Below are 23,891 nucleotides of genomic sequence, written 5' to 3' on the forward strand. Positions count from 1 at the left end.
GGCTCTGAGTGAGTATCGTGTTTCCCGTATTTTGAGGTATAGTACCTCTTTTATCGATAAACAAATAGGCGGCGTAACCATGTCCTTTAGCGATCAAAACCTAATTTGGGTTGATTTAGAGATGACAGGGCTTGATCCTGAAACGCACAAAATCATTGAAATTGCTTCTATTGTCACGGATAGCGAACTAAATATTTTAGCTGAAGGTCCAGTATTAGCGATTCATCAGCCGGAAGAAGAGCTAGCGAAAATGGACGATTGGTGCACCAATACGCATACGGCAAGCGGCTTGGTGGAACGCGTTCGCAACAGTAAAATCTCAGAACAAGATGCGGTCGCACAAACCATTGAATTCTTAGAAAAATGGGTGCCGAAAGGGGCGTCGCCAATATGTGGTAACAGCATTGGGCAGGATCGTCGCTTCTTGTACAAACACATGCCGGAATTAGAAGAGTTCTTTCATTACCGATATGTTGACGTTAGCACTCTTAAAGAATTGGCGCGTCGTTGGCAACCTGAAGTATTAAATGGGTTCACAAAACAGGGAACACATTTGGCCTTGGACGACATTCGCGAGTCGATTGCAGAACTTAAGTACTATCGTGGTACTATTTTCAAGATTTAACTGTTAAGGTTGCGATCCAAATTGTTGTAATTTATATCGCTTTTGATTGCTTTTTCATCGTTCAGTAAAAAAATAAAGTTTTTTTGAAGGAAGGACTTGCATCACAAAAAAATGCTCTTATAATTCGCAGCCCTAAACAGCGGAAACGTTGTTGATGCGACACTAGCTCAGTTGGTAGAGCGCAACCTTGCCAAGGTTGAGGTCACGAGTTCGAACCTCGTGTGTCGCTCCAGTTTCATAGTTCTCACGGTACTTAACGGTGACACAATACGGACGCGGGGTGGAGCAGCTTGGTAGCTCGTCGGGCTCATAACCCGAAGGTCGTCGGTTCAAATCCGGCCCCCGCAACCAAATTCTATTAATAGCGACTGCTGTTGATATGCGACACTAGCTCAGTTGGTAGAGCGCAACCTTGCCAAGGTTGAGGTCACGAGTTCGAACCTCGTGTGTCGCTCCAGTTTTATAGTTCTCACGGTACTTAACGGTGACATAATACGGACGCGGGGTGGAGCAGCTTGGTAGCTCGTCGGGCTCATAACCCGAAGGTCGTCGGTTCAAATCCGGCCCCCGCAACCAAATTCTATCAATAGCGACTGCTGTTGATATGCGACACTAGCTCAGTTGGTAGAGCGCAACCTTGCCAAGGTTGAGGTCACGAGTTCGAACCTCGTGTGTCGCTCCAGTTTTATAGTTCTCACGGTACTTAACGGTGACACAATACGGACGCGGGGTGGAGCAGCTTGGTAGCTCGTCGGGCTCATAACCCGAAGGTCGTCGGTTCAAATCCGGCCCCCGCAACCAAATTCTATCAATAGCGACTGCTGTTGATATGCGACACTAGCTCAGTTGGTAGAGCGCAACCTTGCCAAGGTTGAGGTCACGAGTTCGAACCTCGTGTGTCGCTCCAGTTTCATAGTTCTCACCGTACTTAACGGTGACACAATTCGGACGCGGGGTGGAGCAGCTTGGTAGCTCGTCGGGCTCATAACCCGAAGGTCGTCGGTTCAAATCCGGCCCCCGCAACCAAATTCCATTAATAGCGACTGCTGTTAATATGCGACACTAGCTCAGTTGGTAGAGCGCAACCTTGCCAAGGTTGAGGTCACGAGTTCGAACCTCGTGTGTCGCTCCAATATATAGCCCTCATCGTGCTTAACGGTGACGAAATGCGACACTAGCTCAGTTGGTAGAGCGCAACCTTGCCAAGGTTGAGGTCACGAGTTCGAACCTCGTGTGTCGCTCCAATATATAGCCTTCATCGTGCTTAACGGTGACAAAAGCGACACTAGCTCAGTTGGTAGAGCGCAACCTTGCCAAGGTTGAGGTCACGAGTTCGAACCTCGTGTGTCGCTCCAGTTTCTTTTTTATAAATGAAAGCAAAGCCTTCATCATCAACAAAGATGAAGCACTCGGACGCGGGGTGGAGCAGCTTGGTAGCTCGTCGGGCTCATAACCCGAAGGTCGTCGGTTCAAATCCGGCCCCCGCAACCAAATACAAGACGATAGATTGAATGCTTATTTATTAGCACAATCCTAAGTCGTCGACGGATGCGCCGCTTGATTCAATTCCTGCTTCTCGCAACCAATCACATCGCTCTTTTCATAATGCTGCGAAGCATGAATCCCCAAAAACTAAATTTTATCCGCATCATATGATGTCGGACGATTTCGTTTGTGTTTAAAACACGATATGAATCGGCTGGCGTACAAGCATGATGAGGTTCTGCATGTTTTATCTACTTTAATTAACAGAGTTATCCACATACGTCGTTCTGTGGATAAGTTAGTTGATAAAGTGTTTTTAGCTTGACTTTTTGCGATGGAGAAGAAAGATCTTTTCGCTGAAGGAAAGTCGAAATAATAACGAAATATTGATTAAGTCTTTGTTAAATAAGAGAAAAATAAGTTTTTTGTCGGATCGGATACGTTAAAATACGATCATTAACTGGTATTTTTTTGATCCTAGTCATTTCTCCAAGCTGTGTTTAACTTTTTTCTGCTAGCTTGTTTTTCTTGAATCTCAAATTTTTTTCCACATTACAAAATTGAGAACAAGGTCATGAATTGAACATGTAAAAGTGCTTTCAATCTCTTGCATATAGACTACGCACTATGCGTCTCTTGGTAGCCCCTTCTCGACGATTCTTATTAAGCGCTGCTTTTTCGTCTCTGTAGATGCTTTATTCTCAATGGGGAGTTGATTCAGTTGCTCGGCCAAAGCCCATTTGATGTGTTCATCAAGTAATTTATTTTCACCTTGTCGACTTTCTAACGCATCAATGACTCGTTGACTGTATTCTGCATTACCAAGTGCGACAGCAATATTACGCAGCCACTGTATATGACCAATGCGACGAATAGCGGAGCCTTCCATATTTTTTAGAAAAGTCGCTTCATCCCAGTTAAACATGTCTACGAGATCCGGGTTTTTGAAACTATCGCGACGATGGAAATCACTCTGCTCCGTTATGTCGGCGTAGCGATTCCATGGGCAAACCAATTGGCAGTCATCACAGCCATAAATGCGGTTACCCATTGGCTTGCGAAACTCTTCAGGGATCACGCCATCGAACTCGATGGTGAGGTAAGAGATGCAGCGTCTAGCATCAACAACTTTGTCTTCAACGATGGCTTGTGTTGGGCATGAGGTAATGCATGCTTTACATTTACCGCACTGATCAACGCTTGGCTCGTCAACGGGAAGTGGCAAGTCGATAAGTAACTCGCCTAAAAAGAACCACGAGCCACAGTCTTGATCTAAAATCAGGGAATGTTTCCCTGTCCAGCCTAAGCCTGCTTTTTGGGCGAGTGGTCGCTCCAATATTGGTGCGGAGTCGACGAAAGGTCGGTAACCATACTGACCAACTTCTTGTTCAATAAGTTTGCCAAGTTTATTCAGTTGTTTTCTGACGAGCTTGTGATAATCACGCCCTAATGCATAGCGACTAATATAGGCATGATTTTTATTCGCTAGGTTCGAAGCGAATTGTGCTTCTGGTGGTAGGTAGTCCATCCGAACGCTGATCACACGAACGGTTCCCGGGAGTAGCTCATTGGGTCTAGCTCGCATCATACCGTGACGAGCCATCCAGTCCATTGAGCCGTGATAGCCTGCATCGAGCCATTTTTGCAGTGCGGCTTCATGCTCACTCAGATCAACGTCGCAGATCCCAACTTTTTGGAAGCCGAGCTCTTTTCCCCAAATTTTGATTTGTTGTGCGAGTTGTTCGTAGTTCATGCTAACCACCGGAATAAAAGGGGGGCGGATCTTAACGGATCTCTGGCTTTGGTGCTACCCAGTTAGAGACGTTTTTGATGCTGTGAATACTGCTTATTGAAGTCATTTGCATATATTCTAAATCTAGGTCGATACTAAGGTGATTAAGATACCGTTCCTTGGATACTTTTTTCGCACATATGACATTTGAAAGCTTGTCTCTCAAAACCAACACGGTTTACTATTCCTGTTCTTTTGATTTTTATATAGTCAACGATCATTAGTTAGAGAAGCATCAATGAGCACGAAACAATTCAATTTAAAAGATGAGCACGAAACGGTTGCACTAGGTACCGCTCTGGCTCACCTTTGTTCGCAACAAACCACAATTTATCTGCATGGTGATTTGGGTGCAGGTAAAACAACCTTTAGTCGTGGTTTTGTCCGTGCTCTTGGCCATCAAGGTAACGTGAAAAGCCCAACTTATACTCTAGTCGAACCGTATCAGTTGGATCAGTGGCAAGTGTACCATTTCGATCTTTATCGTCTTGCGGATCCTGAAGAGCTTGAGTTCATGGGGATTCGAGATTACTTCACAGATGATGCAATTTGCTTGGTTGAATGGCCTGAAAAAGGGCATGGTTTGTTGCCACAACCGGATCTTGATGTGAACATTCGCTACCAAGGTGAGCAGCGTGTAGCCGAACTAACAGCTAATAATGATTATGGTGTGCAGTTACTCAGTCGATTGGAGCTATGTTGAGTTTTTCAAATTTTAGAGTAGTGGCGACGTTTGTCGCCACTTTTCTCCTTCTCATCCCCAATTTAGCATTTGCTAACGTCGTTAAGAGTTTTCGAGTTTGGCCTTCTCCTGATGAAACGCGTGTTGTCATCGATTTAGGCTCGGAAGCTGACTATTCCTATTTCTCTTTATCCGGACCGGATCGTCTTGTCGTGGATTTAAAAAGCACGACCATGCAGGCCAAACTGCCTGTTACTGTTACGGACAGCCCGGTTTTAAAGCTAGTTCGAAAAAGCTCTCCGCCAGAGAAGGGCACCTATCGTTTGGTGTTTGAACTGAAAAAGAGCGTTCAAGCGGAATTGTTTAAATTAAGCCCAACACCTGGCGGGCAATATGGTCACCGTTTGGTGATTGACCTGCCGCACGGTAAGAAAGCATCGACTTCAGCCTCTAAACCGAGCAAGCCAGCGGCGACCAGTAAAGACATGAGTTCAGTACAACGAGCTCAAGAAGTCTTGATCGTTATCGACCCTGGTCACGGTGGTGAAGATCCTGGCTCTATTGGCCCTTCACGCCGTAAGTATGAAAAAGATGCAGTATTAAGTATTTCACGAAAAATTGCTGCTCAGCTCGATGCTACGCCTGGGATTAAAACGCGTATGACACGTACCGGAGATTACTTTGTGAATCTAAACCGTCGTGTAGCCATTGCCCGTGAAAATGATGCGCACTTACTGATTTCCATTCACGCTGATGCGTTTACATCACCGAAGCCTCGCGGAGGTTCGGTTTTCGTGCTGAATACCCGTCGTGCAAATACTGAAATTGCTCGCTGGGTTGAGAACCATGAGAAACAATCTGAAATATTAGGTGGTTCGGGTAATGCGTTCTTCACTAAAACCAAAGATCGTAACGTGAACCAAACTTTGTTGGACTTGCAGTTTAGTCATTCACAAAAAGAAGGGTATAAGCTGGCAACAGAAATCCTTGGTGAGATGGGGCGTGTTGCGCACCTGCATAACACCAAGCCGATTAATACTAGCCTTGCTGTTTTACGCTCTCCGCAGATTCCGTCTGTATTAGTGGAAACGGGCTTTATTTCTAACCCAACAGAAGAGCGGTTGCTGTTTCAACGAGCGCACCAAGATAAGTTAGCTCAGGCGATCACCAAGGCGGTCGTTAAGTACTTAAAAGATAATCCACCAGAGGGTACGGTATTCTCGCCTTCAGCGAAGCCAATGGTGCATACCGTAAAACGTGGCGAGTCGTTATCGGTGATTGCGAATAAATATGGGCTTAGCTCTAAAGCGCTGATGTCGGCAAACAACTTGAAGTCGACTGGGTTGGCAATTGGTCAGAAGCTCAAAATCCCTTCTGCTGGCACGATTAAAGTGCCAAGTAAACCGATTACTGTTGAGACAGAAACCATTATTCACAAGGTTAAGTCAGGTGAGTTCTTAGGTAAGATCGCGAGTCACTATAAAGTGAAGGTTTCAGATATCCGCCGTGAGAACAACTTGAAGTCAGATACCTTGTGGGTAGGACAAAAGTTGAAGATAACCGTCGCTGTCAAAGATAAGCCGATCCGTAAGCACAAAGTTTCTCGAGGTGAATACCTTGGTAAAATAGCGTCCAAATACGGAGTCAGCGTTTCGAGCATTCGTAAAGCGAACAACTTACGCTCTGATCAGCTGGCGGTTGGGCAAGTTCTTATCATTCCAAACAAGTAGGTGAGCTTTTAACTCATTATGACGATTAAAATTTTGCCAGCTAGACTTGCAAACCAAATCGCAGCTGGGGAAGTGGTCGAAAGACCCGCCTCTGTGATTAAAGAACTGGTTGAAAATAGTCTTGATTCTGGCGCAACTCGAATCGATATTGATATCGAGAAAGGAGGCGCAAAGCTGATTCGTGTTCGTGATAACGGCAAAGGTATCGCGAAAGATGAACTCGGCTTGGCGCTCAGTCGTCATGCTACATCTAAGATACATACCTTGGATGATCTTGAAGCCATCATGAGTCTAGGTTTTCGCGGTGAAGCGTTAGCCAGTATTAGCTCAGTCTCGCGTTTGACGCTCACATCGCGTCCTGCGGCACAAGAAGAAGCCTGGAGTGCCTACTCCGAAGGGCGTGATATGCAGGTGAAGCTTAAGCCTGCAGCGCACCCGATTGGTACGACTGTTGAGGTGTTGGATTTATTTTTTAATACTCCAGCGCGTCGCAAATTTCTTCGTACGGAGAAAACCGAATTTGCTCATATTGATGAGTTATTGAAACGTATTGCGTTAAGTCGCTTTGATGTCACCATCAGTGTGCGTCATAACGGCAAGATCATCCGTCAATATCGCGCGGCGAAAAATCAGCTTCAAACTGAAAAACGTATTGCAGCTGTCTGCGGTAATGCGTTTGTGCGGCATATGCTCAGAATCGAGCTTGAGCATCAAGGGTTAAAGCTACATGGTTGGATTACCACTCCAGAGGGAGCAAGGCAGCAAAGCGATTTACAGTATTGCTATGTGAATGGCCGAATGATGCGTGACAAATTAATCAATCATGCGATTCGTCAAAGCTATGAAATGAGCTTAAAGCCAGATCAGTTCGCTGCCTATGTGCTCTTTATTGAGTTAGACCCGCACCAGGTAGATGTGAATGTTCACCCCGCTAAGCATGAAGTGCGCTTTCACCAAGCTCGCTTAGTGCATGATTTCATCTATCAAGCTTTGGCGGATGCACTTGCGCAAAGCGCCGTGATTGATAAACCACAGGTTAATGAATCCGCATTTCATCGTGTGGAACCGACTGAGTCCGAAGAGGTTGAGCATTCGCCTGAGCCTGAAAAAGTGCAAAGGCCAGCATCTTCACCAGTTCCAGAGCGTGTTTATCAAGCGATAGAAAGTGCACCGGCTTATCCTGGACGCAGTGATTATGAAGTCAAACCTCGCGATCGCAGTCCTAGGGATACATCCGTGCGAGAAGCTCGCGTTGCGGACTCGTTCAAGCGTACTGATTGGGTGGAATCCAAACCAGCACCAAAGCCGAATCACAATAAAGAGCGCCATGTTGAGCCAGCACCAAGCAAGCAAGAAGTGCGCGCTTATCACGAGTTGTTGAAAACGCCAGAGTTTGAGTCTCAACCCGTAACGCCGATAGAGCCCCAAAAGGCAACTGCGCATGCATCACTTCCATCGATTAATGCACTAGGCAAAGCGCTAGTGATGGTCGATGAGCAATTTGTTTTGATGAGCAGTGACAGTGGGGCGGCGTTAGTCTCGTTACCTAGAGCGGAATTTTATCGTGTAAAAGGGCAGCTCACTCCAAGCGATGGCGCGCTTAAAGCACAGCCTCTACTCGTTCCTCTATCTATTAAGTTAGAGGCCGAGTTAGTGAAGCTGGCTCAAGATTATCAACAAGATTTGGCGTTACTTGGCATTCAATTGAAAGCGAGAAATGAGCAAGCCTTAATGGTGATGGGCGTTCCCGCGCCGCTACGTCAACAAAACTTACAAAATCTAGTACCAGATCTGTTATCTTACGCGCAATCTTGTGTGAAGGAAGGTATAGCAACGGCTCAGATGCTGTCTGAGTTGATAGATTGGCTCGCATTGCAGGTCACGACAGTGAAGAGTCATTATACTTTTTCTGAAGCAATTCAAATTATTGCGGAACTTGAACAGCTAAGAGATGGTCAATTGCCATTAGAAGATACAAAATTTGTATCCGCTGTTGATTTCTCTGCCACGATAGCCAAATTAAAACCATGACAGATAAACTACCTTTGGCGCTATTTTTAATGGGGCCAACTGCATCAGGAAAAACTGAGTTGGCGATTCGTCTTCGTCAAAAGTTCCCGGTTGAGATCATCAGTGTTGATTCTGCTTTGATCTATAAAGGGATGGATATCGGTACGGCGAAACCGGATGAAAAAGAGTTAAGTTTAGCGCCTCATCGCTTGATTGATATTTTGGATCCGAGCGAGTCTTACTCTGTAGCCGACTTTCGTCGTGATGCATTGAAAGCGATGGATGATATTGTTGCAGAAGGAAAAATTCCACTCTTAGTGGGTGGAACAATGCTGTATTATAAGGCGCTACTTGAAGGTTTATCCCCACTTCCTGCTGCAAATCCTGAAATTCGTCAGCAAATTGAACAAGAAGCATTGACTAAAGGTTGGTCAGTGTTGCACGATGAACTCAAAGAGGTTGATCCTGTGTCAGCAGCGAGAATCCATCCCAATGATCCCCAACGTTTATCTCGGGCATTGGAAGTTTTTCGTATTTCAGGTAAAACTTTGACTGAATTGACTCAAACGAAAGGTGAAAGCCTGCCATACCGAGTCAAGCAGTTTGCAATAGCTCCCAAGGATAGGGCAGAACTTCACCGTCGAATTGAACTTCGTTTCGAAAAGATGATGGAAGCGGGCTTTGAAGAAGAAATGAAAGCGCTACATTCGCGAAAAGATCTTCACCCCGATCTTCCTTCCATACGATGCGTCGGTTACCGACAGATGTGGGAGTATTTAGATGGGGAGTGTACACGTGACGAAGCAGTATTTCGTGGCGTATGCGCGACTCGTCAATTGGCCAAGCGTCAAATCACCTGGTTACGCAGCTGGGATGACTTAACTTGGTTGGATAGCGAGAACATTGAACAGGCATTAGAAACGATGTCGGAAGCAATAGCATCTGATTGACATAGCTGTGTATAATGTGATCGTTTTTGCGTGAACGCACTCTCAAAGGATCTGTTGTTGGCGGTTTTTATACTATGCTGCTAATTACTTAGAGTGCATTTTTGATTCGTTTAGCTCAGATGCAAAAGCAGTATCTTTTGCATTGCACCACTAGCTAAATAATTACAACTACAAATTAAATAAGGAAAATAAAATGGCTAAGGGGCAATCTCTACAAGACCCATTTCTAAACGCGCTACGTCGTGAGCGTATCCCGGTATCTATCTACCTTGTGAATGGTATTAAATTACAAGGTCAGATCGAATCGTTCGATCAATTTGTGATCCTGCTGAAGAATACTGTAAACCAAATGGTGTACAAGCACGCGATCTCAACAGTTGTGCCGGCTCGTCCAGTGAGCCATCACAGCGGTGAACGTCCACAAGGTGAGCGTCCACAAGAGAAATCAGAAGATTAATTCTTCATCGAGTATTTTTAAAATAAGGAGTTGATTGCTTGTTTGACCGTTATGAATCCGGTGAGCGAGCCGTACTTGTTCATATCAACTTCACGCAAGAAGGTGAATGGGAAGATCTGGCTGAGTTCGAAATGCTGGTTTCTTCTGCTGGGGTAGAGGCGCTACAAGTGGTAACTGGTAGTCGTCAATCCCCACACCCGAAATACTATGTCGGAGAGGGTAAGGCCCAAGAGATTGCTACTGCGGTACAGTCGACAGGTGCCGAAATTGTGATTTTTAATCACGCCCTCTCTCCTGCCCAAGAACGTAACCTCGAAGCACTGTGCCAATGTCGAGTTCTCGACCGCACTGGTCTTATTCTCGATATCTTTGCTCAACGAGCTCGAACACACGAAGGTAAGCTACAGGTAGAGCTGGCTCAACTTCGTCATATCTCTACTCGTTTGATTCGTGGTTGGACGCACCTTGAAAGGCAGAAAGGGGGTATCGGTTTACGTGGCCCGGGTGAAACCCAGCTGGAAACCGACCGTCGCTTATTGCGTGACAGAATCAAAGCCATCCTGCGACGCTTAGACAAAGTAGCGAAGCAGCGTGAACAAGGGCGCCGCGCCCGAAATCGAGCTGAAATCCCAACGGTTTCACTCGTGGGTTACACCAACGCGGGTAAGTCGACACTCTTCAACCGTATTACAGAAGCTGGCGTGTATGCCGCTGATCAACTATTTGCTACTTTGGACCCGACTTTACGTAAGATAGAGTTAGCAGATGTTGGGCCTGCCATATTGGCTGACACGGTTGGTTTTATTCGACATTTGCCACACGACTTGGTTGCGGCCTTCAAGGCAACCTTGCAGGAAACGCAAGAAGCTGACATTTTGTTACATGTTGTTGATGCCAGTGATGAGCGTTTTCGTGAGAATATTCAAGCTGTTCATGAAGTTCTAGAAGAGATCGATGCGCATGAAGTGCCGACTCTGGTTGTCATGAACAAAATCGACAATCTAGATTCGCAGAAACCACGTATAGAACGAGACGAGGAAGGCGTACCTCGCGCAGTTTGGGTTTCAGCAATGGATGGGTTGGGCATTGATGTCCTGTTTGAGGCACTGACGGAACGTCTGGCGTCACAAATGGTCGAGCATCAGTTGCGAATTCCTCCACAGTATCAAGGACGATTCCGTAGTACCTTCTTCCAAATGAAGTGTATTCAACGTGAGGAATATGACCAGGATGGTAACTTGTTGATCGATATTCGAATGCAGCAAGTAGATTGGTCTAGACTTGAAAAAAGAGAAGGGGCAGTTTTGACTGGCTTTATAGTCACTTAAAGGACTGCTACAGTATAACGTCATATCAAATGATGGAGCTTTCTAATGGCGTGGAATGAGCCTGGAAATAACAACGGCAACAATGGCCGCGATAATGACCCTTGGGGTAATAATAATCGTGGTGGCCAGCGTCCTGGTGGCCGAGATCAAGGTCCGCCAGATTTAGATGAAGTGTTCAATAAACTGAGTCAAAAACTGGGTGGCAAGTTTGGTAAAAAAGGCGGCGGTGGTTCTCCAATCGGCGGCGGTGGTGGTAGTGCAATTGGCTTTGGCGTGATTGCTCTTATTGCTGTTGCAGTTTGGTTCTTCGCTGGTTTTTACACCATCGGTGAAGCAGAGCGTGGTGTTGTGCTGCGTTTAGGTAAATACGATCGTATCGTAGACCCAGGCCTTAACTGGCGCCCTCGTTTTATTGATGAATACGAAGCGGTAAACGTACAAGCGATTCGTTCACTACGTGCATCTGGTCTAATGCTGACTAAAGATGAAAACGTCGTAACAGTCGCGATGGATGTTCAGTACCGAGTGACTGACCCGTACAAATACTTGTACCGTGTAACCAATGCAGACGATAGCTTGCGTCAAGCAACGGATTCTGCACTACGTGCAGTAATTGGTGACTCATTGATGGATAGCATTCTAACCAGTGGTCGTCAGCAAATTCGTCAAACTACGCAAGAAACACTGAACCAAATCATTGATAGCTATGATATGGGTCTGGTACTTGTTGACGTAAACTTCCAGTCTGCGCGTCCACCAGAGCAAGTGAAAGATGCGTTTGATGATGCAATCGCAGCTCGTGAGGATGAAGAGCGTTTCATCCGTGAAGCTGAAGCATACAAGAACGAAATTTTGCCGAAGGCAACGGGTCGTGCTGAACGTTTGAAGAAAGAAGCACAAGGTTACAATGAGCGTGTCACTAACGAGGCTCTTGGTCAGGTAGCACAGTTCGAAAAACTACTACCAGAATACCAAGCGGCACCAGGTGTAACGCGTGACCGTCTGTACATTGACGCAATGGAAGAAGTGTACTCAAGCACTTCGAAAGTGTTGATTGACTCTGAATCAAGCGGCAATCTTCTGTACCTTCCAATCGATAAGTTGGCGGGCCAAGAAGGTCAGGCAGACACAAAACGTAAATCGAAGTCATCTTCAACCTACGATCAAATTCAACTGGAGTCTGAGCGTACACAAGAAGACACTTCGAACACGCAGTCTCGTTCAACAGGTTCACGTCAAGGGAGATACTAAGAATGCGTAAGTTAATGATCCCTGTATTGGTAATCGCACTGGCATTAATGTTGATGTCTCTGTTTGTGATTCCTGAAGGTGAGCGCGGTATCGTGGTTCGATTTGGTCGTGTTCTTAAAGACAACAACGACATCACTCGAATTTACGAGCCTGGTTTGCATTTCAAGATGCCTCTGTTTGACCGTGTGAAACAACTTGATGCACGTATCCAAACGATGGATGGCCGTGCAGACCGTTTCGTAACGTCTGAGAAAAAAGACGTTATTATTGATACCTACGTGAAGTGGCGTATTGAAGACTTTGGTCGTTACTACCTAGCAACAGGCGGTGGTAATTCGCTAACGGCGGAGGCACTACTTGAGCGTAAAGTAACAGATGTGCTTCGTTCTGAAATCGGTGCTCGTGAAATCAAACAGATTGTATCTGGTCCACGTAACGATGATGTACTACCAGAAGATGCAAGTGCAGATGTTGTCGCAACTGAAGCGGCACGTGAAGCGCTTGAGATTGATGGTGAACGTGACCTAATTATGTCTGAAGTGTTGAAAGACACGCGTGAAAGCGCGATGAAAGACTTAGGTGTTCGTGTTGTTGATTTCCGCATGAAGAAAATCAACCTGCCTGATGAAATCAGTGAGTCTATCTACCGTCGTATGCGTGCAGAGCGTGAGTCTGTAGCTCGTAAGCACCGTTCTCAAGGTCGTGAGAAAGCGGAAGTTATTCGTGCTCAAGCTGAGCTAGAAGTGGCAACCATTCTAGCTGAAGCTGATAAGACTGCTCGTGTAACACGAGGTGAAGCGGATGCAGAAGCAGCGAAGATTTATGCTGAAGCATACAACAAAGACCCTGAATTCTTTAGCTTCCTACGTTCGCTACGTGCGTATGAGAAGTCCTTCAGCTCTAAGAGCGATATCCTGGTACTTGATCCGAAGAGTGAGTTCTTCCAATACATGAACCAGTCGAAGGGCGGCATGGAGAAATAATCTCAGCGTCAAATGAAACAAAAGGCTCCTTAGGGAGCCTTTTTTGTATCTGATGCTAAGTGCTAGCTCATCATTATGGCGATTACGGCTCCAGCAACTACTAGGCAGCCACCGATGCGTCGTAGCTGATTGTTGGGCTGTTCACTTAATTGAGCCACCATATTCCGCCAACCGTTTGGAGCAATGAGTGGTCCAATGCCTTCCACGATCAAGACGAGCCCAATCGCCAACCATATGGATTCAGACATACCGCTTTCCAGTCGAATAAAGAAAACTAAATACTATCAGTGATATGCTGATTTCAAAATGAGCAAAGCAGCAAGATGACATTCTGGTAGCAACTCTGTGAACAAAAAATGACTGCAAGAAGCGTGATTCGGTGCTAGAATCCATTTTTAACTAGCAATCAGACTTGGAAAGATGGGAAATAACGTAGTCGTTCTAGGCACCCAATGGGGTGACGAAGGTAAAGGTAAAATCGTAGACCTTTTAACTGAAGATGCAAAATACGTGGTACGCTACCAAGGCGGTCACAACGCAGGTCATACTCTCGTAATTGACGGTGAAAAAACCGTTCTTCACTTAATTCCATCAGGTATCCTTCGCGATAACGTAAAATGTGTTATCGGTAACGGTGTTGTACTATCACCTGAAGCTCTACTTAAAGAAATGAAACCTCTTGAAGAGCGCGGTATTCCAGTATGCGAGCGTCTTTTCATTTCTGAAGCATGTCCGCTAATTCTTCCTTACCACGTTGCAATGGACCAAGCTCGCGAAATCGCTCGCGGTAAAAAAGCTATCGGTACAACAGGTCGTGGTATCGGTCCAGCATACGAAGATAAAGTTGCTCGTCGCGGTCTACGCGTTGGCGACCTATTCGATATGGAATCGTTCGCTGAGAAGCTAAAAGAAGTCATGGAGTTCCATAACTTCCAACTAGTTAACTTCTACAAAGCTGAACCAGTAAGCTACGAAGCTGTGCTTGAAGAAGCAAAAGGCTACGCAGAGCTACTTACTTCAATGGTTATCGACGTAACTGACGAACTAGACGCAGCACGTAAGCGCGGCGATAAGATCATGTTCGAAGGTGCACAAGGTACGCTACTTGATATCGACCACGGTACTTACCCATACGTAACGTCTTCTAACACGACTGCTGGTGGTGTTGCTGCAGGTTCAGGTTTTGGTCCTCGTCACATCGGTTACATCTTGGGTATCGCGAAAGCGTACTGCACTCGCGTTGGTGCTGGTCCATTCCCAACTGAGCTATACGATGGTCTAGATAAGCAAGATCCAATTGGTAAGCACTTAGGTGAAGTTGGCCACGAGTTCGGTGCGACAACTGGTCGTCTACGCCGTACAGGTTGGTTCGATGCTGTTGCAATGCGTCGTGCAATCCAAATCAACTCTGTATCTGGTTTCTGTCTAACTAAATTAGACGTACTAGATGGTCTAGAAGAGCTAAAAATCTGTACTGGTTACAAGATGGAAGATGGCTCTGTGCTAGAAGTTTCTCCGATGGCTGCTGAAGCATTCGAAAAAGCAACGCCAATCTACGAAACAATGCCAGGTTGGTCTGAGAACACATTCGGTGCTAAAGCGCTAGAAGATCTACCACAAGCGGCTCTTAACTACATCAAACGTATTGAAGAGCTAACCGGTGTGCCTGTAGATATCATTTCAACAGGTCCTGACCGTAACGAAACTATCATTAAGGTTCATCCATTCGAAGCTTAATTGATAGTCGTTAAAGATTGCAAAAGCCGACCTTCTGGTCGGCTTTTTTGTATCTGAACAAAAAACGGCAGTGATTCTCATATGGCAAATTTTTGCCGCTGAGTCTAAGTCAGAGGCAAAAATTGTCTAAAGCTTAACTGGCTTTTGCCGATAAGGTTATCAAGCAGAGGAGATCCTTCATCGATCTTTGGTTTCTTAGATACCTTAAAGAGTACGTTTATGAAGTTACGAACAGTGGCTGCTTCACTGTTATTGACCTTGGTAGCTACCACAGCGAAAGCCAATGTTGCTGATGTGGGGGCGCCAGTTCCTATCTACACCGAAGCAGAGCTGATAAAGCTTATTGAGCAAAATAAGCACTTACAACGTGTGCGCGCTGATAACTGCCAGCTGGTGGAGGATATCGTTGCTCGTGCGACTCGAATTAACTTGCCCGCTTATGAATTTCTGTACGGCGACATGTTGGCGTGGGGTGTGTGTGTCGAGCAAGATGTCGAACTGGGCCTTTACTACATCGAAAATGCAGCACATCAGGGATTACCTGCCGCGCTAGAGCAGATCGGCCGATACTATTCGCGTGGCACTTTAGTGCAGCAAGATAAAGAACGAGCAATTCCTTACTTGCGAGAAGCCGCCTCAATGGGAAACCTAAATGCGCGTATTCATTTAGCCGAATTGCTCCTGCGTGATTACGGCAGCCCACTTGATTACGAAGATGCGTATCGTTGGTTATATAACTCTGTCACAGCAGATAAGCGGCAGCATAAGCGTATCACTGTATTGAGAAATGGCCTTGAGCAGCGCATGCCACAAAACGTTATTGCTCGAGCCAAACGGCGAGACACCTTTTGGTAACCTCCTATCAAGGCAAACAACTTCATACAACAAAGCCCACATAATGTGGGCTTTGTTGTTTTCCCGAAGAGTAATCTTGAGCGATTAAACGACTTTGTGTGGACCGAAGCATTCGTAATGGAATTGCTCTTGTGGTACGCCAAGTTCTAATAGTTGTTTCGCTACGTGCTGCATGAACCCGACAGGGCCACAGAAGTACACCTGCACGTTATCTTGCTTTAATGCGGCTTCAATTTCATACAGATTGACAAAACCCGTGAAGTGGAAGTCTTCACCTAGTTTGTCTTCTGCCGTTGGGTGGTTATACCAAACGAGCGCGTTCATGTTTTCTTTTTCTGCAACGAGCTGGTTCACGTGTTGCTTGAAAGCATGCTGTTGACCATTTTCTGTTGCATGAACCCAAGTTACAGGTGCTTGATGTGCTGAGAGACTTTCTAGCATGGACAGCGTTGGCGTCAGTCCTACACCTGCAGAAATTAGAACAACGGGTGTTTGTGGTTCGGCATCCATAAAGAAATCACCGGCAGGGGCGGCAAGCTGCACTTTTTCGCCAATGTTCAGGCTATCGTGCAGGAAGTTCGATACTTTTCCGCCTTCTTCACGTTTTACTGAGATACGGTAGGTGTTCTCTTGGACCGCAGAAGATAGGCTATATTGGCGAATTTCTTGGTTTTCTAACTGGTCACTGTTGATATAGATGCCAAGATATTGTCCCGGTTTATACGGTGCTACTTTTTGGCCATCGGTTGGCTTAAACACAAAGCTGCAAATGTGTTCGCTCTCTATTTGTTTATCGACTAACTCAAATTCGCGTAGACCGCGCCAACCGCCTTCCAAAGCTTCATTTTGTTGGTAAATTTGTTCTTCGCGCTGAATAAATACATTCGCAAGTACGCCGTAAGCCTCAGCCCAAGCATCCAACACTTCCTGACCTGGATTAAACAACTCATCAATCGTCGCAAGTAAGTGTTTACCAACGATTTGGTACTGATCTTCTGTGATCAAAAAGCTCGTGTGTTTATGCGCAATTTTTTCTACTGCGCCAAGTAGGGCTGGCAAATTTTCAATATTGGCAGCATAGGCGCAGATGGCGTTGAATAGCGCTTCACGCTGATCGCCGTTACGCTGGTTACTCATGTTAAAAATATCTTTCAACTCAGGGTTATGAGTAAACATACGTTCATAAAAGTGTGCGGTCAGTTTTGGTCCCGTTTCGGCGATAAGTGGTGCGGTCGCTTTGACGATCTCGATGGTTTGATTGCTGAGCATATGGGCTTCCTACTTTAAGTTGTATTTATAATGCATGTTTAAAGTTGTATCTCAAATGTATCTTTCGATCAAGAAAAGATTTACACTTTTATCGATAGCTCAAGTTTGGCGTTTTAGTGTCACCAGCGAGTTATTGAGTCGCACTTTGGGAGAGAATATGCAGTTAACGAGCTTTACTGATTATGCGTTGAGAACCTTAATTTTCTTGGCTTCGTTGCCGGAAGATGAGTTAACTAATATCACTGAAGTGACGGATTTATTTGGTGTGTCACGTAACCATATGGTCAAAGTTATCAACCGTTTAGGGCAACTAGGTTATGTCCACACCGTGCGTGGAAAAAACGGTGGTATTCGGCTGATGAAACCTGCTTCTGAAATCACAGTAGGTGGTGTCGTGCGAGATTTAGAGCCGTTAGATTTGGTCAATTGCGGCGTAGATTTTTGCCATATTACCCCTGCCTGTCGCCTCAAAGATAAATTGGCAAAAGCAAAAAGTGCCTTCTTGGCGGAGCTGGATGATTGCACGATCGAATCCTTGCTTAGCGACAATTCGGAGTTGTTGATCTTACTGGCTCGTCCTTAACTCATTTGCACGTCTAGAGTCGATCTCGATCATTCTTTTTTCAAAGCAATTCTGTAGCTTATCGAGAGACTCAGATATACTAGCCATATACCTTCCTTGCTAGATAGGCGTGCCTATGTCAGACAATATTCCAAACGATCCTTTTGCAGATCGTGAATCCAAAAATTACGAAAATCCAATTCCAAGCCGAGAGTTTATCATCGAGTTTCTAGAGCAAGCGGGCGTTCCAATGAATCGCAATGACTTGTTTGAGGCACTAAAGCTTGAGGGCGAAGAGCAATACGAAGGGTTGCGTCGTCGGCTACGTGCGATGGAGCGAGATGGTCAACTGGTGTTTACCCGCCGTCAGTGCTACGCATTGCCTGAAAAACTTGAAATGGTGAAAGGTTACGTGATTGGTCATCGTGATGGCCACGGTTGGGTGCGTCCAGAAGGCAGCGTCGGCAAGGATGATGATATTCTGTTACCGCACCATCAAATGAAGAACATCATCCACGGTGACTTTGTTTTAGTGCAACCTACAGACAACAGCAAGCGCGGTCGTCGTGAAGGGCGCTTGGTTCGAGTGTTAGAGGAGCGTAATGATCAAATCGTCGGTCGTTTCTTCCTCGAATATGGTTATTCCTATGTTGTCCCTGATGACTCGCGTATCAGCCAAGATATTTTGATCCCAAATGAGCACAAAGCGGGTGCACGCATGGGTAACGTGGTCGTGATTGAAATTACTGATCGTGGCTCACGCTCACGTGGCATGATGGGTAAAGTGGTTGAAGTACTTGGTGAAAATATGGCACCAGGTATGGAAACGCAAATTGCGATTCGTACACACCAAATCCCTCACGAGTGGCCAGAGGCCGTCGATAAACAAATCGAAAACTTAGGCGAAGAAGTACCAGAAGAAGCCAAAGTTGGTCGTGTGGATCTACGTGAGTTACCACTTGTGACCATTGACGGCGAAGACGCACGAGACTTTGATGATGCTGTTTACTGTGAGAAGAACAAAGAAGGTGGTTGGCGTTTATGGGTAGCGATTGCTGACGTCAGTTACTACGTTCGCCCTGACTCTGCGCTGGATAAAGAAGCCATCAACCGTGGTAACTCGGTGTACTTCCCATCGCAAGTAGTGCCAATGCTACCGGAAGTGCTATCAAATGGTTTGTGTTCACTTAACCCACAAGTTGATCGCTTGTGTATGGTGTGCGAAATGACCATCTCAGAGACGGGTAAACTATCGGGCTACAAGCACTACGAAGCCGTGATGAACTCGCACGCTCGTCTCACATATAGCAAAGTGAGCGCGATTCTAGAAGGGGATGAAGAACTACGTGAGCGCTACCAGCCGCTTGTTTCTCATCTAGAAGAGCTGCACAAGATGTACAAAGTGCTGAAAGAAGCACGAGATCAACGCGGTGCAATCGAATTTGAAACCGTTGAAACCAAATTTATTTTCAATGCGGAACGTAAAATCGAAAGCATTGAGCCAGTAATTCGTAATGACGCGCATAAGATCATCGAAGAATGTATGATTTTAGCCAACATTGCTTCGGCATCGCTGGTAGAAAAAGCGAAAGAGCCCGCGCTCTATCGTATCCACGAATCTCCAGGTGAATTACGCCTGCAAGGTTTCCGTGACTTCTTAAGTGAACTTGGTCTTGAGCTAAAAGGTGGTTTAGAGCCTTCACCAACGGACTATGCCGATCTCGCACGTCAAATCTCCGGGCGTCAAGATCAAGAGTTGATTCAGACTATGCTGCTACGCTCAATGAAGCAAGCGGTATACAACGCAGATAACGCGGGGCACTTTGGGTTGGCATTGAAACGCTATGCGCACTTTACGTCGCCAATTCGTCGTTACCCTGACTTGTTACTTCACCGTGCAATCAAGTATCTGATTGCGAAAGAAGAAGGTCGTAATCAAGATCGCTGGACACCAACAGGTGGCTATCATTACTCGTTTGACGACATGGATTTTTACGGCGAACAATGTTCGATGACAGAGCGCCGTGCTGATGATGCAACACGTGATGTTGCGGATTGGCTGAAGTGTGAATATATGCAAGACCACGTCGGTGACGAACTAGACGGTGTTATTGCTAATGTCACTAGCTTTGGCTTCTTTGTGCGTTTAACGGATTTGCACATCGATGGTTTGGTGCATATTTCTACCCTTGCGAACGACTACTATCAATTTGACCCGATTGGTCAACGACTTATTGGTGAAAGTTTCGGTAACATCTATCGCTTAGGTGATGCAGTAAAAGTAAAAGTACTGGCTGTTAACCTCGATGATAAGCAAATTGACTTTGAATTGGTCGAAACAAGTCGTAAGCTACGCGGTGAAGGTAAGACTGCGAAGAAACGCGCAGCGGAAGCAAAACGCAAAGCGAAAGATAAAAAACGCGCTGCGACTCGCTCTTCATCGAAAGAAGGTGGCGCGCCTCGCGCAGTTCCTGCGATAGAGCCAACTAAGCGTCCAGAAGAAACGGGCGCAGTGAGTAAGCGCAATGGCCCCAAACGTGATGACGCCGAAGGCAAAAAGAAGCCTAAAGTGAAAAAAGCACGTAAAAAAAAGCCACACAGTAAGCCGAAGAAAACCAAGCGCACTAAAAAAGAAGCGTAGTAGGCTGAAGCGCCAGCTCAGTTCAAACTCGGCTGGCGCAGGCAATACGACCCGAACAACAGGTTAAACAATGAGTAACGAATTTATCTACGGCATTCACGCAGTGAAAGCGGTATTGGAGCGCGAACCAGAGCGTTTTATCGAGGCATACGTTTTAAAAGGTCGTCAAGATGATCGCCTGATGCCAATCCTAAATGATCTTCAGGTTTGTGGTGTCTCTATTCAACAAATGACGCGTAAAACTCTGGATGATAAAGCGCGTGGTGCAAATCACCAAGGCATCATTGCACGCGTAAAACCAGCAAAACAACTGAACGAGAACGACATTGATGACATCTTAGCGCAGCATGAATCACCGCTACTGTTAGTGTTAGATGGTGTGACGGACCCGCACAACCTTGGTGCGTGTTTGCGTAACGCAGATGCGGCAGGCGCTGCGGCGATCATCGTACCGAAAGATCGTTCTGCACCAATGAATGCCTCGGTAAGTAAAGTAGCATGTGGCGCTGCAGAGGTTGTGCCTTTGATTCGTGTAACCAACCTTGCACGTACAATGCGTACGCTACAGGAAAAAGGTATTTGGTTTGTGGGTACGGCTGGTGAAGCTACGCACGACATTTATCAAGCTAAGCTTACTGGTCCTCTTGCTATCGTGATGGGTGCTGAAGGTGATGGTATGCGTCGTCTTACTCGCGAAACCTGCGATGATTTAATTAAGATCCCTATGGCGGGCAGTGTATCAAGCTTGAACGTATCAGTGGCTTCTGGTATCTGTTTGTTTGAAGCGGTTCGTCAGCGTTTGGCTGTCCAAAAATAAGGCGAGCACACTAAGCGTCGCTGAGTGTGACACTGAGTGACATCAAGATTAAGCACACAGGATGGGGAACCATCCTGTGTTATTTTAGCTAGGGAATTTATGACCCAACAAGATATTAAATTGATTGCTTTTGATCTGGATGGAACACTGCTTGATAGCGTGCCAGATCTTGCCGTAGCGGCCGATCAAGCAGTTCAGGCGTTAGGCTATCCTTCTGTATCAGAAGAGCAGGTGCGTGATTACGTTGGTAATGGTGCAGATATATTGATTGGACGTGCATTAAGCCAAAGCATGACCATCAGCAGTGATTTGAGTGATGAGCTGCGTGCAAAAGCGCGTGAGCTGTTTGATGAATACTACAAGCAAAGCGGCCATAAGCTAAGTCACCTTTACCCAACAGTAAAAGAGACGCTTGAAGAGCTACACCAAGCTGGTTTTACGATGGCGATTGTGACGAACAAGCCCTCGAAATTCGTACCAGAAATTCTAGAGCAGCATGACATCGCCAAGTACTTCGTAGACGTATTAGGTGGTGACGCGTTTCCAGAGAAAAAACCAAACCCGGTGGCGCTGAACTGGCTAATGGAAAAGCACCAGGTAAAACCAGCAGAGATGTTGATGGTTGGGGATTCGAAAAACGATATCTTGGCGGCGAAAAATGCGGGTTGTGCTTCATTTGGTTTAACTTACGGTTATAACCACGGCGAGCCCATTTCAGCTTCGAACCCTGACGTAGTGGCGAACCGCCTCGCGGAATTACTGGAAGTCGTCGCTGTTTCTGCATAACGGCAACAAAAGATCTTCCAAAATACTTGTTAATGAGTACACTGAGTAAACCGTGCGCTAAAAGCCGCACGGTTTTTCATTTTAATTAGATTAAGAAGTCAAAGGAATCATTCTAATGAGCAAACCCATTGTATTGAGTGGTGTTCAACCGTCAGGTGAACTAAGTATCGGTAACTACTTGGGTGCTCTACGTCAATGGCAGCAGATGCAAGACGATTATGATTGCCAATACTGTGTAGTAGACCTTCATGCGATTACGGTTCGTCAGGATCCTAAAGCACTGCATGAAGCGACATTAGACGCACTGGCAATTTGTCTGGCAGTTGGTGTTGATCCGAAGAAGAGCACGCTATTTGTTCAGTCACACGTACCAGAGCATGCTCAACTTGGTTGGCTTCTTAACTGTTACACGCAAATGGGTGAGCTGAGCCGTATGACTCAGTTTAAAGACAAATCGGCACGTTACGCGAATGACGTAAACGTGGGTCTGTTTGATTACCCTGTGTTGATGGCAGCAGATATTTTGCTTTACGGCGCACACCAAGTGCCAGTTGGTAGCGACCAGAAACAGCACCTTGAGTTAGCGCGTGATATCGCAACGCGTTTTAACAACATCTACTCACCAGAGAGTCCGATTTTTACCGTTCCTGAGCCGTACATTCCAACAGTCAATGCACGTGTGATGAGTCTTCAAGACGCGACGAAGAAAATGTCGAAGTCAGATGACAACCGTAAGAACGTGATTACTCTGCTTGAAGAGCCAAAGTCGATCATCAAGAAGATCAACAAGGCGCAAACAGACACCGAAACCCCACCAAGCATTCGCCATGATATCGAGAACAAAGCGGGTATCGCGAACCTAATGGGACTTTACTCTGCGGCGACAGGAATGAGCTTTGAAGATATCGAAGCCAAGTACAAAGGCGTAGAAATGTATGGTCCATTTAAGAAAGATGTTGGCGAGGCGGTTGTAGCAATGCTGGAGCCAATTCAAGCAGAATACCATCGTATTCGCGCTGATCGTGCTTACATGGATGAGGTAATGCAGCAAGGTGCAGAAAAAGCATCGGCTCGCGCCGCTGAAACGCTGAAGAAAGCATACAAAGCGGTAGGCTTTGTCGCTCGCCCATAGTTGCTAAGAATAGATTACAAAAAGCTCCACGTTGGTGGAGCTTTTTTTATGCTTTTTACTGGAATGGCGTGTCTTTCATGCAACGTTCCATATCGTAATATTCAACACGTCCTCGAGCACCTAAAAAGGCGGACTTCACCACCATGCCTCTATCAATGAAGTAACTGAGCTGCACGCATGATATATCGTAGCTAAGTTCTTTAATTCTCGCTGGGATCCAGTAGGTTCCTGGTGTTCTTAGACGCTGGGTAAAAGTAATAACCCCCTCGTCACTGACCTCTAACTCTTCAATTCCATCCAGCTCATTTTTGGCTGATTCGATGATGTTTTGATTCGCGGTAGGTTGAAGTGGCTCACTGGCGGTCAATTGACATCCCGTTATCAAGCCAAGTAAGAAGAGAGCTAGCGCACTACGTTGAATTTTTTTCATTTATCGTTCCTGGGTTTACAGCTAATGAGATCTTAATGTCTCGCGCAGGTGTTATATCTTTTGTGTATGAATTTGGCTAGTGAATAAGGAGAAGTTATTGAGCAAATGATGAAAATTTTGAAGTATGAGGGTCATGCGTAAGAAAAAGCCGAGCGAATAATAGGTGACTTAAGTTTAGACATGGCTATAAAAATGAAAATCAAAGCTTTCTAAATTAGTGATTAATTATATTTTCATTTATAACAAAGTGAGCTTGGTTAATAAGCCACTTCACGAGCGATGTATTTTCTACTCCTTAACATGAAGTGAAAAAATAAACTGAGTAATTAATCTAAATTTTGATTTGTTTATCAATAGCGTTCTGTATTT

General features: G+C 45.7%; 20 protein-coding genes and 12 tRNA genes. 28 read left to right on the plus strand and 4 right to left on the minus strand.

Annotation, left to right across the window (positions count from 1 at the left end):
• The first annotated feature begins 79 nt into the window (after positions 1 to 79).
• The 13 genes from orn (at position 80) to ACZ5ZC_RS18525 (ending at position 2,116) form a co-directional block, all read left to right on the plus strand.
• Positions 80 to 625, plus strand: coding sequence for an oligoribonuclease (gene orn, locus ACZ5ZC_RS18465; RefSeq protein ID WP_005395387.1), 546 nt, complete (start codon positions 80 to 82; stop codon positions 623 to 625).
• Between the two features lie 156 nt (positions 626 to 781).
• Positions 782 to 857 (plus strand) — tRNA-Gly (locus ACZ5ZC_RS18470).
• 42 nt (positions 858 to 899) lie between these two features.
• Positions 900 to 976: transfer RNA gene (locus tag ACZ5ZC_RS18475), tRNA-Met, on the plus strand.
• 30 nt (positions 977 to 1,006) lie between these two features.
• Positions 1,007 to 1,082: transfer RNA gene (locus ACZ5ZC_RS18480), tRNA-Gly, on the plus strand.
• A 42-nt stretch (positions 1,083 to 1,124) separates the two neighbouring features.
• A tRNA-Met gene (locus ACZ5ZC_RS18485) sits at positions 1,125 to 1,201 on the plus strand.
• 30 nt (positions 1,202 to 1,231) lie between these two features.
• A tRNA-Gly gene (locus ACZ5ZC_RS18490) sits at positions 1,232 to 1,307 on the plus strand.
• Between the two features lie 42 nt (positions 1,308 to 1,349).
• Positions 1,350 to 1,426 (plus strand) — tRNA-Met (locus ACZ5ZC_RS18495).
• A 30-nt stretch (positions 1,427 to 1,456) separates the two neighbouring features.
• Positions 1,457 to 1,532: transfer RNA gene (locus tag ACZ5ZC_RS18500), tRNA-Gly, on the plus strand.
• A 42-nt stretch (positions 1,533 to 1,574) separates the two neighbouring features.
• A tRNA-Met gene (locus ACZ5ZC_RS18505) sits at positions 1,575 to 1,651 on the plus strand.
• A 30-nt stretch (positions 1,652 to 1,681) separates the two neighbouring features.
• Positions 1,682 to 1,757 (plus strand) — tRNA-Gly (locus tag ACZ5ZC_RS18510).
• A gap of 36 nt (positions 1,758 to 1,793) precedes the next feature.
• Positions 1,794 to 1,869 (plus strand) — tRNA-Gly (locus ACZ5ZC_RS18515).
• Positions 1,870 to 1,904: 35 nt separating this feature from the next.
• Positions 1,905 to 1,980 (plus strand) — tRNA-Gly (locus tag ACZ5ZC_RS18520).
• Positions 1,981 to 2,039: 59 nt separating this feature from the next.
• Positions 2,040 to 2,116: transfer RNA gene (locus tag ACZ5ZC_RS18525), tRNA-Met, on the plus strand.
• Between the two features lie 619 nt (positions 2,117 to 2,735).
• Here ACZ5ZC_RS18525 and queG read toward each other — a convergent pair.
• Positions 2,736 to 3,863 carry a tRNA epoxyqueuosine(34) reductase QueG gene (queG, locus tag ACZ5ZC_RS18530; RefSeq protein WP_005395385.1) on the minus strand — a complete coding sequence of 376 codons (1,128 nt, stop codon included), beginning with the start codon at positions 3,861 to 3,863 and terminating at the stop codon, positions 2,736 to 2,738.
• A 277-nt stretch (positions 3,864 to 4,140) separates the two neighbouring features.
• Between queG and tsaE the strand changes: the two genes are divergently transcribed.
• From tsaE to hflC, 8 genes are all read left to right on the plus strand, one after another.
• Positions 4,141 to 4,605, plus strand: a complete 465-nt coding sequence (gene tsaE / locus ACZ5ZC_RS18535; RefSeq protein ID WP_005395381.1) for a tRNA (adenosine(37)-N6)-threonylcarbamoyltransferase complex ATPase subunit type 1 TsaE — start codon at positions 4,141 to 4,143, stop codon at positions 4,603 to 4,605.
• On the plus strand, positions 4,599 to 6,314 hold the full coding sequence (locus ACZ5ZC_RS18540; RefSeq protein ID WP_085344841.1) for a LysM peptidoglycan-binding domain-containing protein: 1,716 nt from the start codon (positions 4,599 to 4,601) through the stop codon (positions 6,312 to 6,314). The genes tsaE and ACZ5ZC_RS18540 overlap by 7 nt, the downstream gene beginning before the upstream one ends.
• A gap of 18 nt (positions 6,315 to 6,332) precedes the next feature.
• On the plus strand, positions 6,333 to 8,345 hold the full coding sequence (mutL, locus tag ACZ5ZC_RS18545; protein ID WP_085344842.1) for a DNA mismatch repair endonuclease MutL: 2,013 nt from the start codon (positions 6,333 to 6,335) through the stop codon (positions 8,343 to 8,345).
• A complete protein-coding gene (miaA, locus tag ACZ5ZC_RS18550; RefSeq protein WP_005395375.1) occupies positions 8,342 to 9,274 on the plus strand; it encodes a tRNA (adenosine(37)-N6)-dimethylallyltransferase MiaA in 933 nt (310 codons plus the stop codon). Before mutL ends, miaA begins: the two co-directional genes overlap by 4 nt.
• Before the next feature lie 193 nt (positions 9,275 to 9,467).
• Positions 9,468 to 9,731 (plus strand): RNA chaperone Hfq, encoded by a 264-nt coding sequence (hfq, locus tag ACZ5ZC_RS18555; RefSeq protein WP_005381379.1) that lies wholly within the window; start codon positions 9,468 to 9,470, stop codon positions 9,729 to 9,731.
• A gap of 38 nt (positions 9,732 to 9,769) precedes the next feature.
• Complete coding sequence (hflX, locus tag ACZ5ZC_RS18560) at positions 9,770 to 11,059, plus strand: ribosome rescue GTPase HflX (RefSeq protein WP_005381380.1); 1,290 nt, start codon at positions 9,770 to 9,772, stop codon at positions 11,057 to 11,059.
• 45 nt (positions 11,060 to 11,104) lie between these two features.
• Positions 11,105 to 12,310, plus strand: a complete 1,206-nt coding sequence (gene hflK / locus ACZ5ZC_RS18565) for an FtsH protease activity modulator HflK (RefSeq protein WP_005395374.1) — start codon at positions 11,105 to 11,107, stop codon at positions 12,308 to 12,310.
• A 2-nt stretch (positions 12,311 to 12,312) separates the two neighbouring features.
• Entirely contained in the window at positions 12,313 to 13,293 is a 981-nt protein-coding gene (hflC, locus tag ACZ5ZC_RS18570) for a protease modulator HflC (protein ID WP_005395373.1), read from the plus strand.
• 62 nt (positions 13,294 to 13,355) lie between these two features.
• Here hflC and ACZ5ZC_RS18575 read toward each other — a convergent pair whose 3' ends face one another.
• Positions 13,356 to 13,541, minus strand: coding sequence for a DUF2065 domain-containing protein (locus ACZ5ZC_RS18575; RefSeq protein WP_005381383.1), 186 nt, complete (start codon positions 13,539 to 13,541; stop codon positions 13,356 to 13,358).
• Positions 13,542 to 13,713: 172 nt separating this feature from the next.
• On the opposite strand from ACZ5ZC_RS18575, the gene ACZ5ZC_RS18580 reads away from it, so the two are divergent.
• Both ACZ5ZC_RS18580 and motX read left to right on the plus strand, forming a co-directional pair.
• Positions 13,714 to 15,030 (plus strand): adenylosuccinate synthase, encoded by a 1,317-nt coding sequence (locus ACZ5ZC_RS18580; RefSeq protein ID WP_256899815.1) that lies wholly within the window; start codon positions 13,714 to 13,716, stop codon positions 15,028 to 15,030.
• Positions 15,031 to 15,249: 219 nt separating this feature from the next.
• The gene (gene motX, locus ACZ5ZC_RS18585) at positions 15,250 to 15,885 is read left to right on the plus strand and encodes a flagellar protein MotX (protein ID WP_005387944.1); all 636 of its coding nucleotides are present in this window, start codon (positions 15,250 to 15,252) and stop codon (positions 15,883 to 15,885) included.
• An 84-nt stretch (positions 15,886 to 15,969) separates the two neighbouring features.
• Here motX and hmpA read toward each other — a convergent pair whose 3' ends face one another.
• Positions 15,970 to 17,154 (minus strand): NO-inducible flavohemoprotein, encoded by a 1,185-nt coding sequence (gene hmpA / locus ACZ5ZC_RS18590; protein ID WP_054868295.1) that lies wholly within the window; start codon positions 17,152 to 17,154, stop codon positions 15,970 to 15,972.
• A gap of 157 nt (positions 17,155 to 17,311) precedes the next feature.
• On the opposite strand from hmpA, the gene nsrR reads away from it, so the two are divergent.
• From nsrR to trpS, 5 genes are all read left to right on the plus strand, one after another.
• On the plus strand, positions 17,312 to 17,737 hold the full coding sequence (gene nsrR / locus ACZ5ZC_RS18595; RefSeq protein ID WP_005387939.1) for a nitric oxide-sensing transcriptional repressor NsrR: 426 nt from the start codon (positions 17,312 to 17,314) through the stop codon (positions 17,735 to 17,737).
• 115 nt (positions 17,738 to 17,852) lie between these two features.
• A complete protein-coding gene (gene rnr / locus ACZ5ZC_RS18600; protein WP_046874538.1) occupies positions 17,853 to 20,357 on the plus strand; it encodes a ribonuclease R in 2,505 nt (834 codons plus the stop codon).
• Positions 20,358 to 20,427: 70 nt separating this feature from the next.
• On the plus strand, positions 20,428 to 21,174 hold the full coding sequence (gene rlmB / locus ACZ5ZC_RS18605; RefSeq protein ID WP_054868293.1) for a 23S rRNA (guanosine(2251)-2'-O)-methyltransferase RlmB: 747 nt from the start codon (positions 20,428 to 20,430) through the stop codon (positions 21,172 to 21,174).
• Positions 21,175 to 21,273: 99 nt separating this feature from the next.
• A complete protein-coding gene (locus tag ACZ5ZC_RS18610) occupies positions 21,274 to 21,960 on the plus strand; it encodes a phosphoglycolate phosphatase (protein ID WP_005395368.1) in 687 nt (228 codons plus the stop codon).
• Between the two features lie 115 nt (positions 21,961 to 22,075).
• Positions 22,076 to 23,092, plus strand: coding sequence for a tryptophan--tRNA ligase (gene trpS, locus ACZ5ZC_RS18615; RefSeq protein ID WP_005395367.1), 1,017 nt, complete (start codon positions 22,076 to 22,078; stop codon positions 23,090 to 23,092).
• 55 nt (positions 23,093 to 23,147) lie between these two features.
• On the opposite strand, the gene ACZ5ZC_RS18620 is transcribed toward trpS, so the two are convergent.
• Positions 23,148 to 23,522, minus strand: a complete 375-nt coding sequence (locus tag ACZ5ZC_RS18620; RefSeq protein WP_012841336.1) for a hypothetical protein — start codon at positions 23,520 to 23,522, stop codon at positions 23,148 to 23,150.
• Between the last annotated feature and the right edge of the window lie 369 nt (positions 23,523 to 23,891).

It is taken from the genome of Vibrio sp. JCM 18905, assembly GCF_055393305.1.

What these genes read in the sequence shown, in the direction of transcription:
- hfq (WP_005381379.1), top strand. Translation starts at nt 9,468, where the DNA reads ATGGCTAAGGGGCAATCTCTACAAGACCCATTTCTAAACGCGCTACGT.
- hmpA (WP_054868295.1), bottom strand. Translation starts at nt 17,154, where the DNA reads ATGCTCAGCAATCAAACCATCGAGATCGTCAAAGCGACCGCACCACTT.
- ACZ5ZC_RS18620 (WP_012841336.1), bottom strand. Translation starts at nt 23,522, where the DNA reads ATGAAAAAAATTCAACGTAGTGCGCTAGCTCTCTTCTTACTTGGCTTG.
- ACZ5ZC_RS18575 (WP_005381383.1), bottom strand. Translation starts at nt 13,541, where the DNA reads ATGTCTGAATCCATATGGTTGGCGATTGGGCTCGTCTTGATCGTGGAA.
- ACZ5ZC_RS18540 (WP_085344841.1), top strand. Translation starts at nt 4,599, where the DNA reads ATGTTGAGTTTTTCAAATTTTAGAGTAGTGGCGACGTTTGTCGCCACT.
- tsaE (WP_005395381.1), top strand. Translation starts at nt 4,141, where the DNA reads ATGAGCACGAAACAATTCAATTTAAAAGATGAGCACGAAACGGTTGCA.
- nsrR (WP_005387939.1), top strand. Translation starts at nt 17,312, where the DNA reads ATGCAGTTAACGAGCTTTACTGATTATGCGTTGAGAACCTTAATTTTC.
- mutL (WP_085344842.1), top strand. Translation starts at nt 6,333, where the DNA reads ATGACGATTAAAATTTTGCCAGCTAGACTTGCAAACCAAATCGCAGCT.
- motX (WP_005387944.1), top strand. Translation starts at nt 15,250, where the DNA reads ATGAAGTTACGAACAGTGGCTGCTTCACTGTTATTGACCTTGGTAGCT.
- hflK (WP_005395374.1), top strand. Translation starts at nt 11,105, where the DNA reads ATGGCGTGGAATGAGCCTGGAAATAACAACGGCAACAATGGCCGCGAT.
- hflC (WP_005395373.1), top strand. Translation starts at nt 12,313, where the DNA reads ATGCGTAAGTTAATGATCCCTGTATTGGTAATCGCACTGGCATTAATG.
- queG (WP_005395385.1), bottom strand. Translation starts at nt 3,863, where the DNA reads ATGAACTACGAACAACTCGCACAACAAATCAAAATTTGGGGAAAAGAG.
- ACZ5ZC_RS18610 (WP_005395368.1), top strand. Translation starts at nt 21,274, where the DNA reads ATGACCCAACAAGATATTAAATTGATTGCTTTTGATCTGGATGGAACA.
- orn (WP_005395387.1), top strand. Translation starts at nt 80, where the DNA reads ATGTCCTTTAGCGATCAAAACCTAATTTGGGTTGATTTAGAGATGACA.
- rlmB (WP_054868293.1), top strand. Translation starts at nt 20,428, where the DNA reads ATGAGTAACGAATTTATCTACGGCATTCACGCAGTGAAAGCGGTATTG.
- rnr (WP_046874538.1), top strand. Translation starts at nt 17,853, where the DNA reads ATGTCAGACAATATTCCAAACGATCCTTTTGCAGATCGTGAATCCAAA.
- ACZ5ZC_RS18580 (WP_256899815.1), top strand. Translation starts at nt 13,714, where the DNA reads ATGGGAAATAACGTAGTCGTTCTAGGCACCCAATGGGGTGACGAAGGT.
- trpS (WP_005395367.1), top strand. Translation starts at nt 22,076, where the DNA reads ATGAGCAAACCCATTGTATTGAGTGGTGTTCAACCGTCAGGTGAACTA.
- miaA (WP_005395375.1), top strand. Translation starts at nt 8,342, where the DNA reads ATGACAGATAAACTACCTTTGGCGCTATTTTTAATGGGGCCAACTGCA.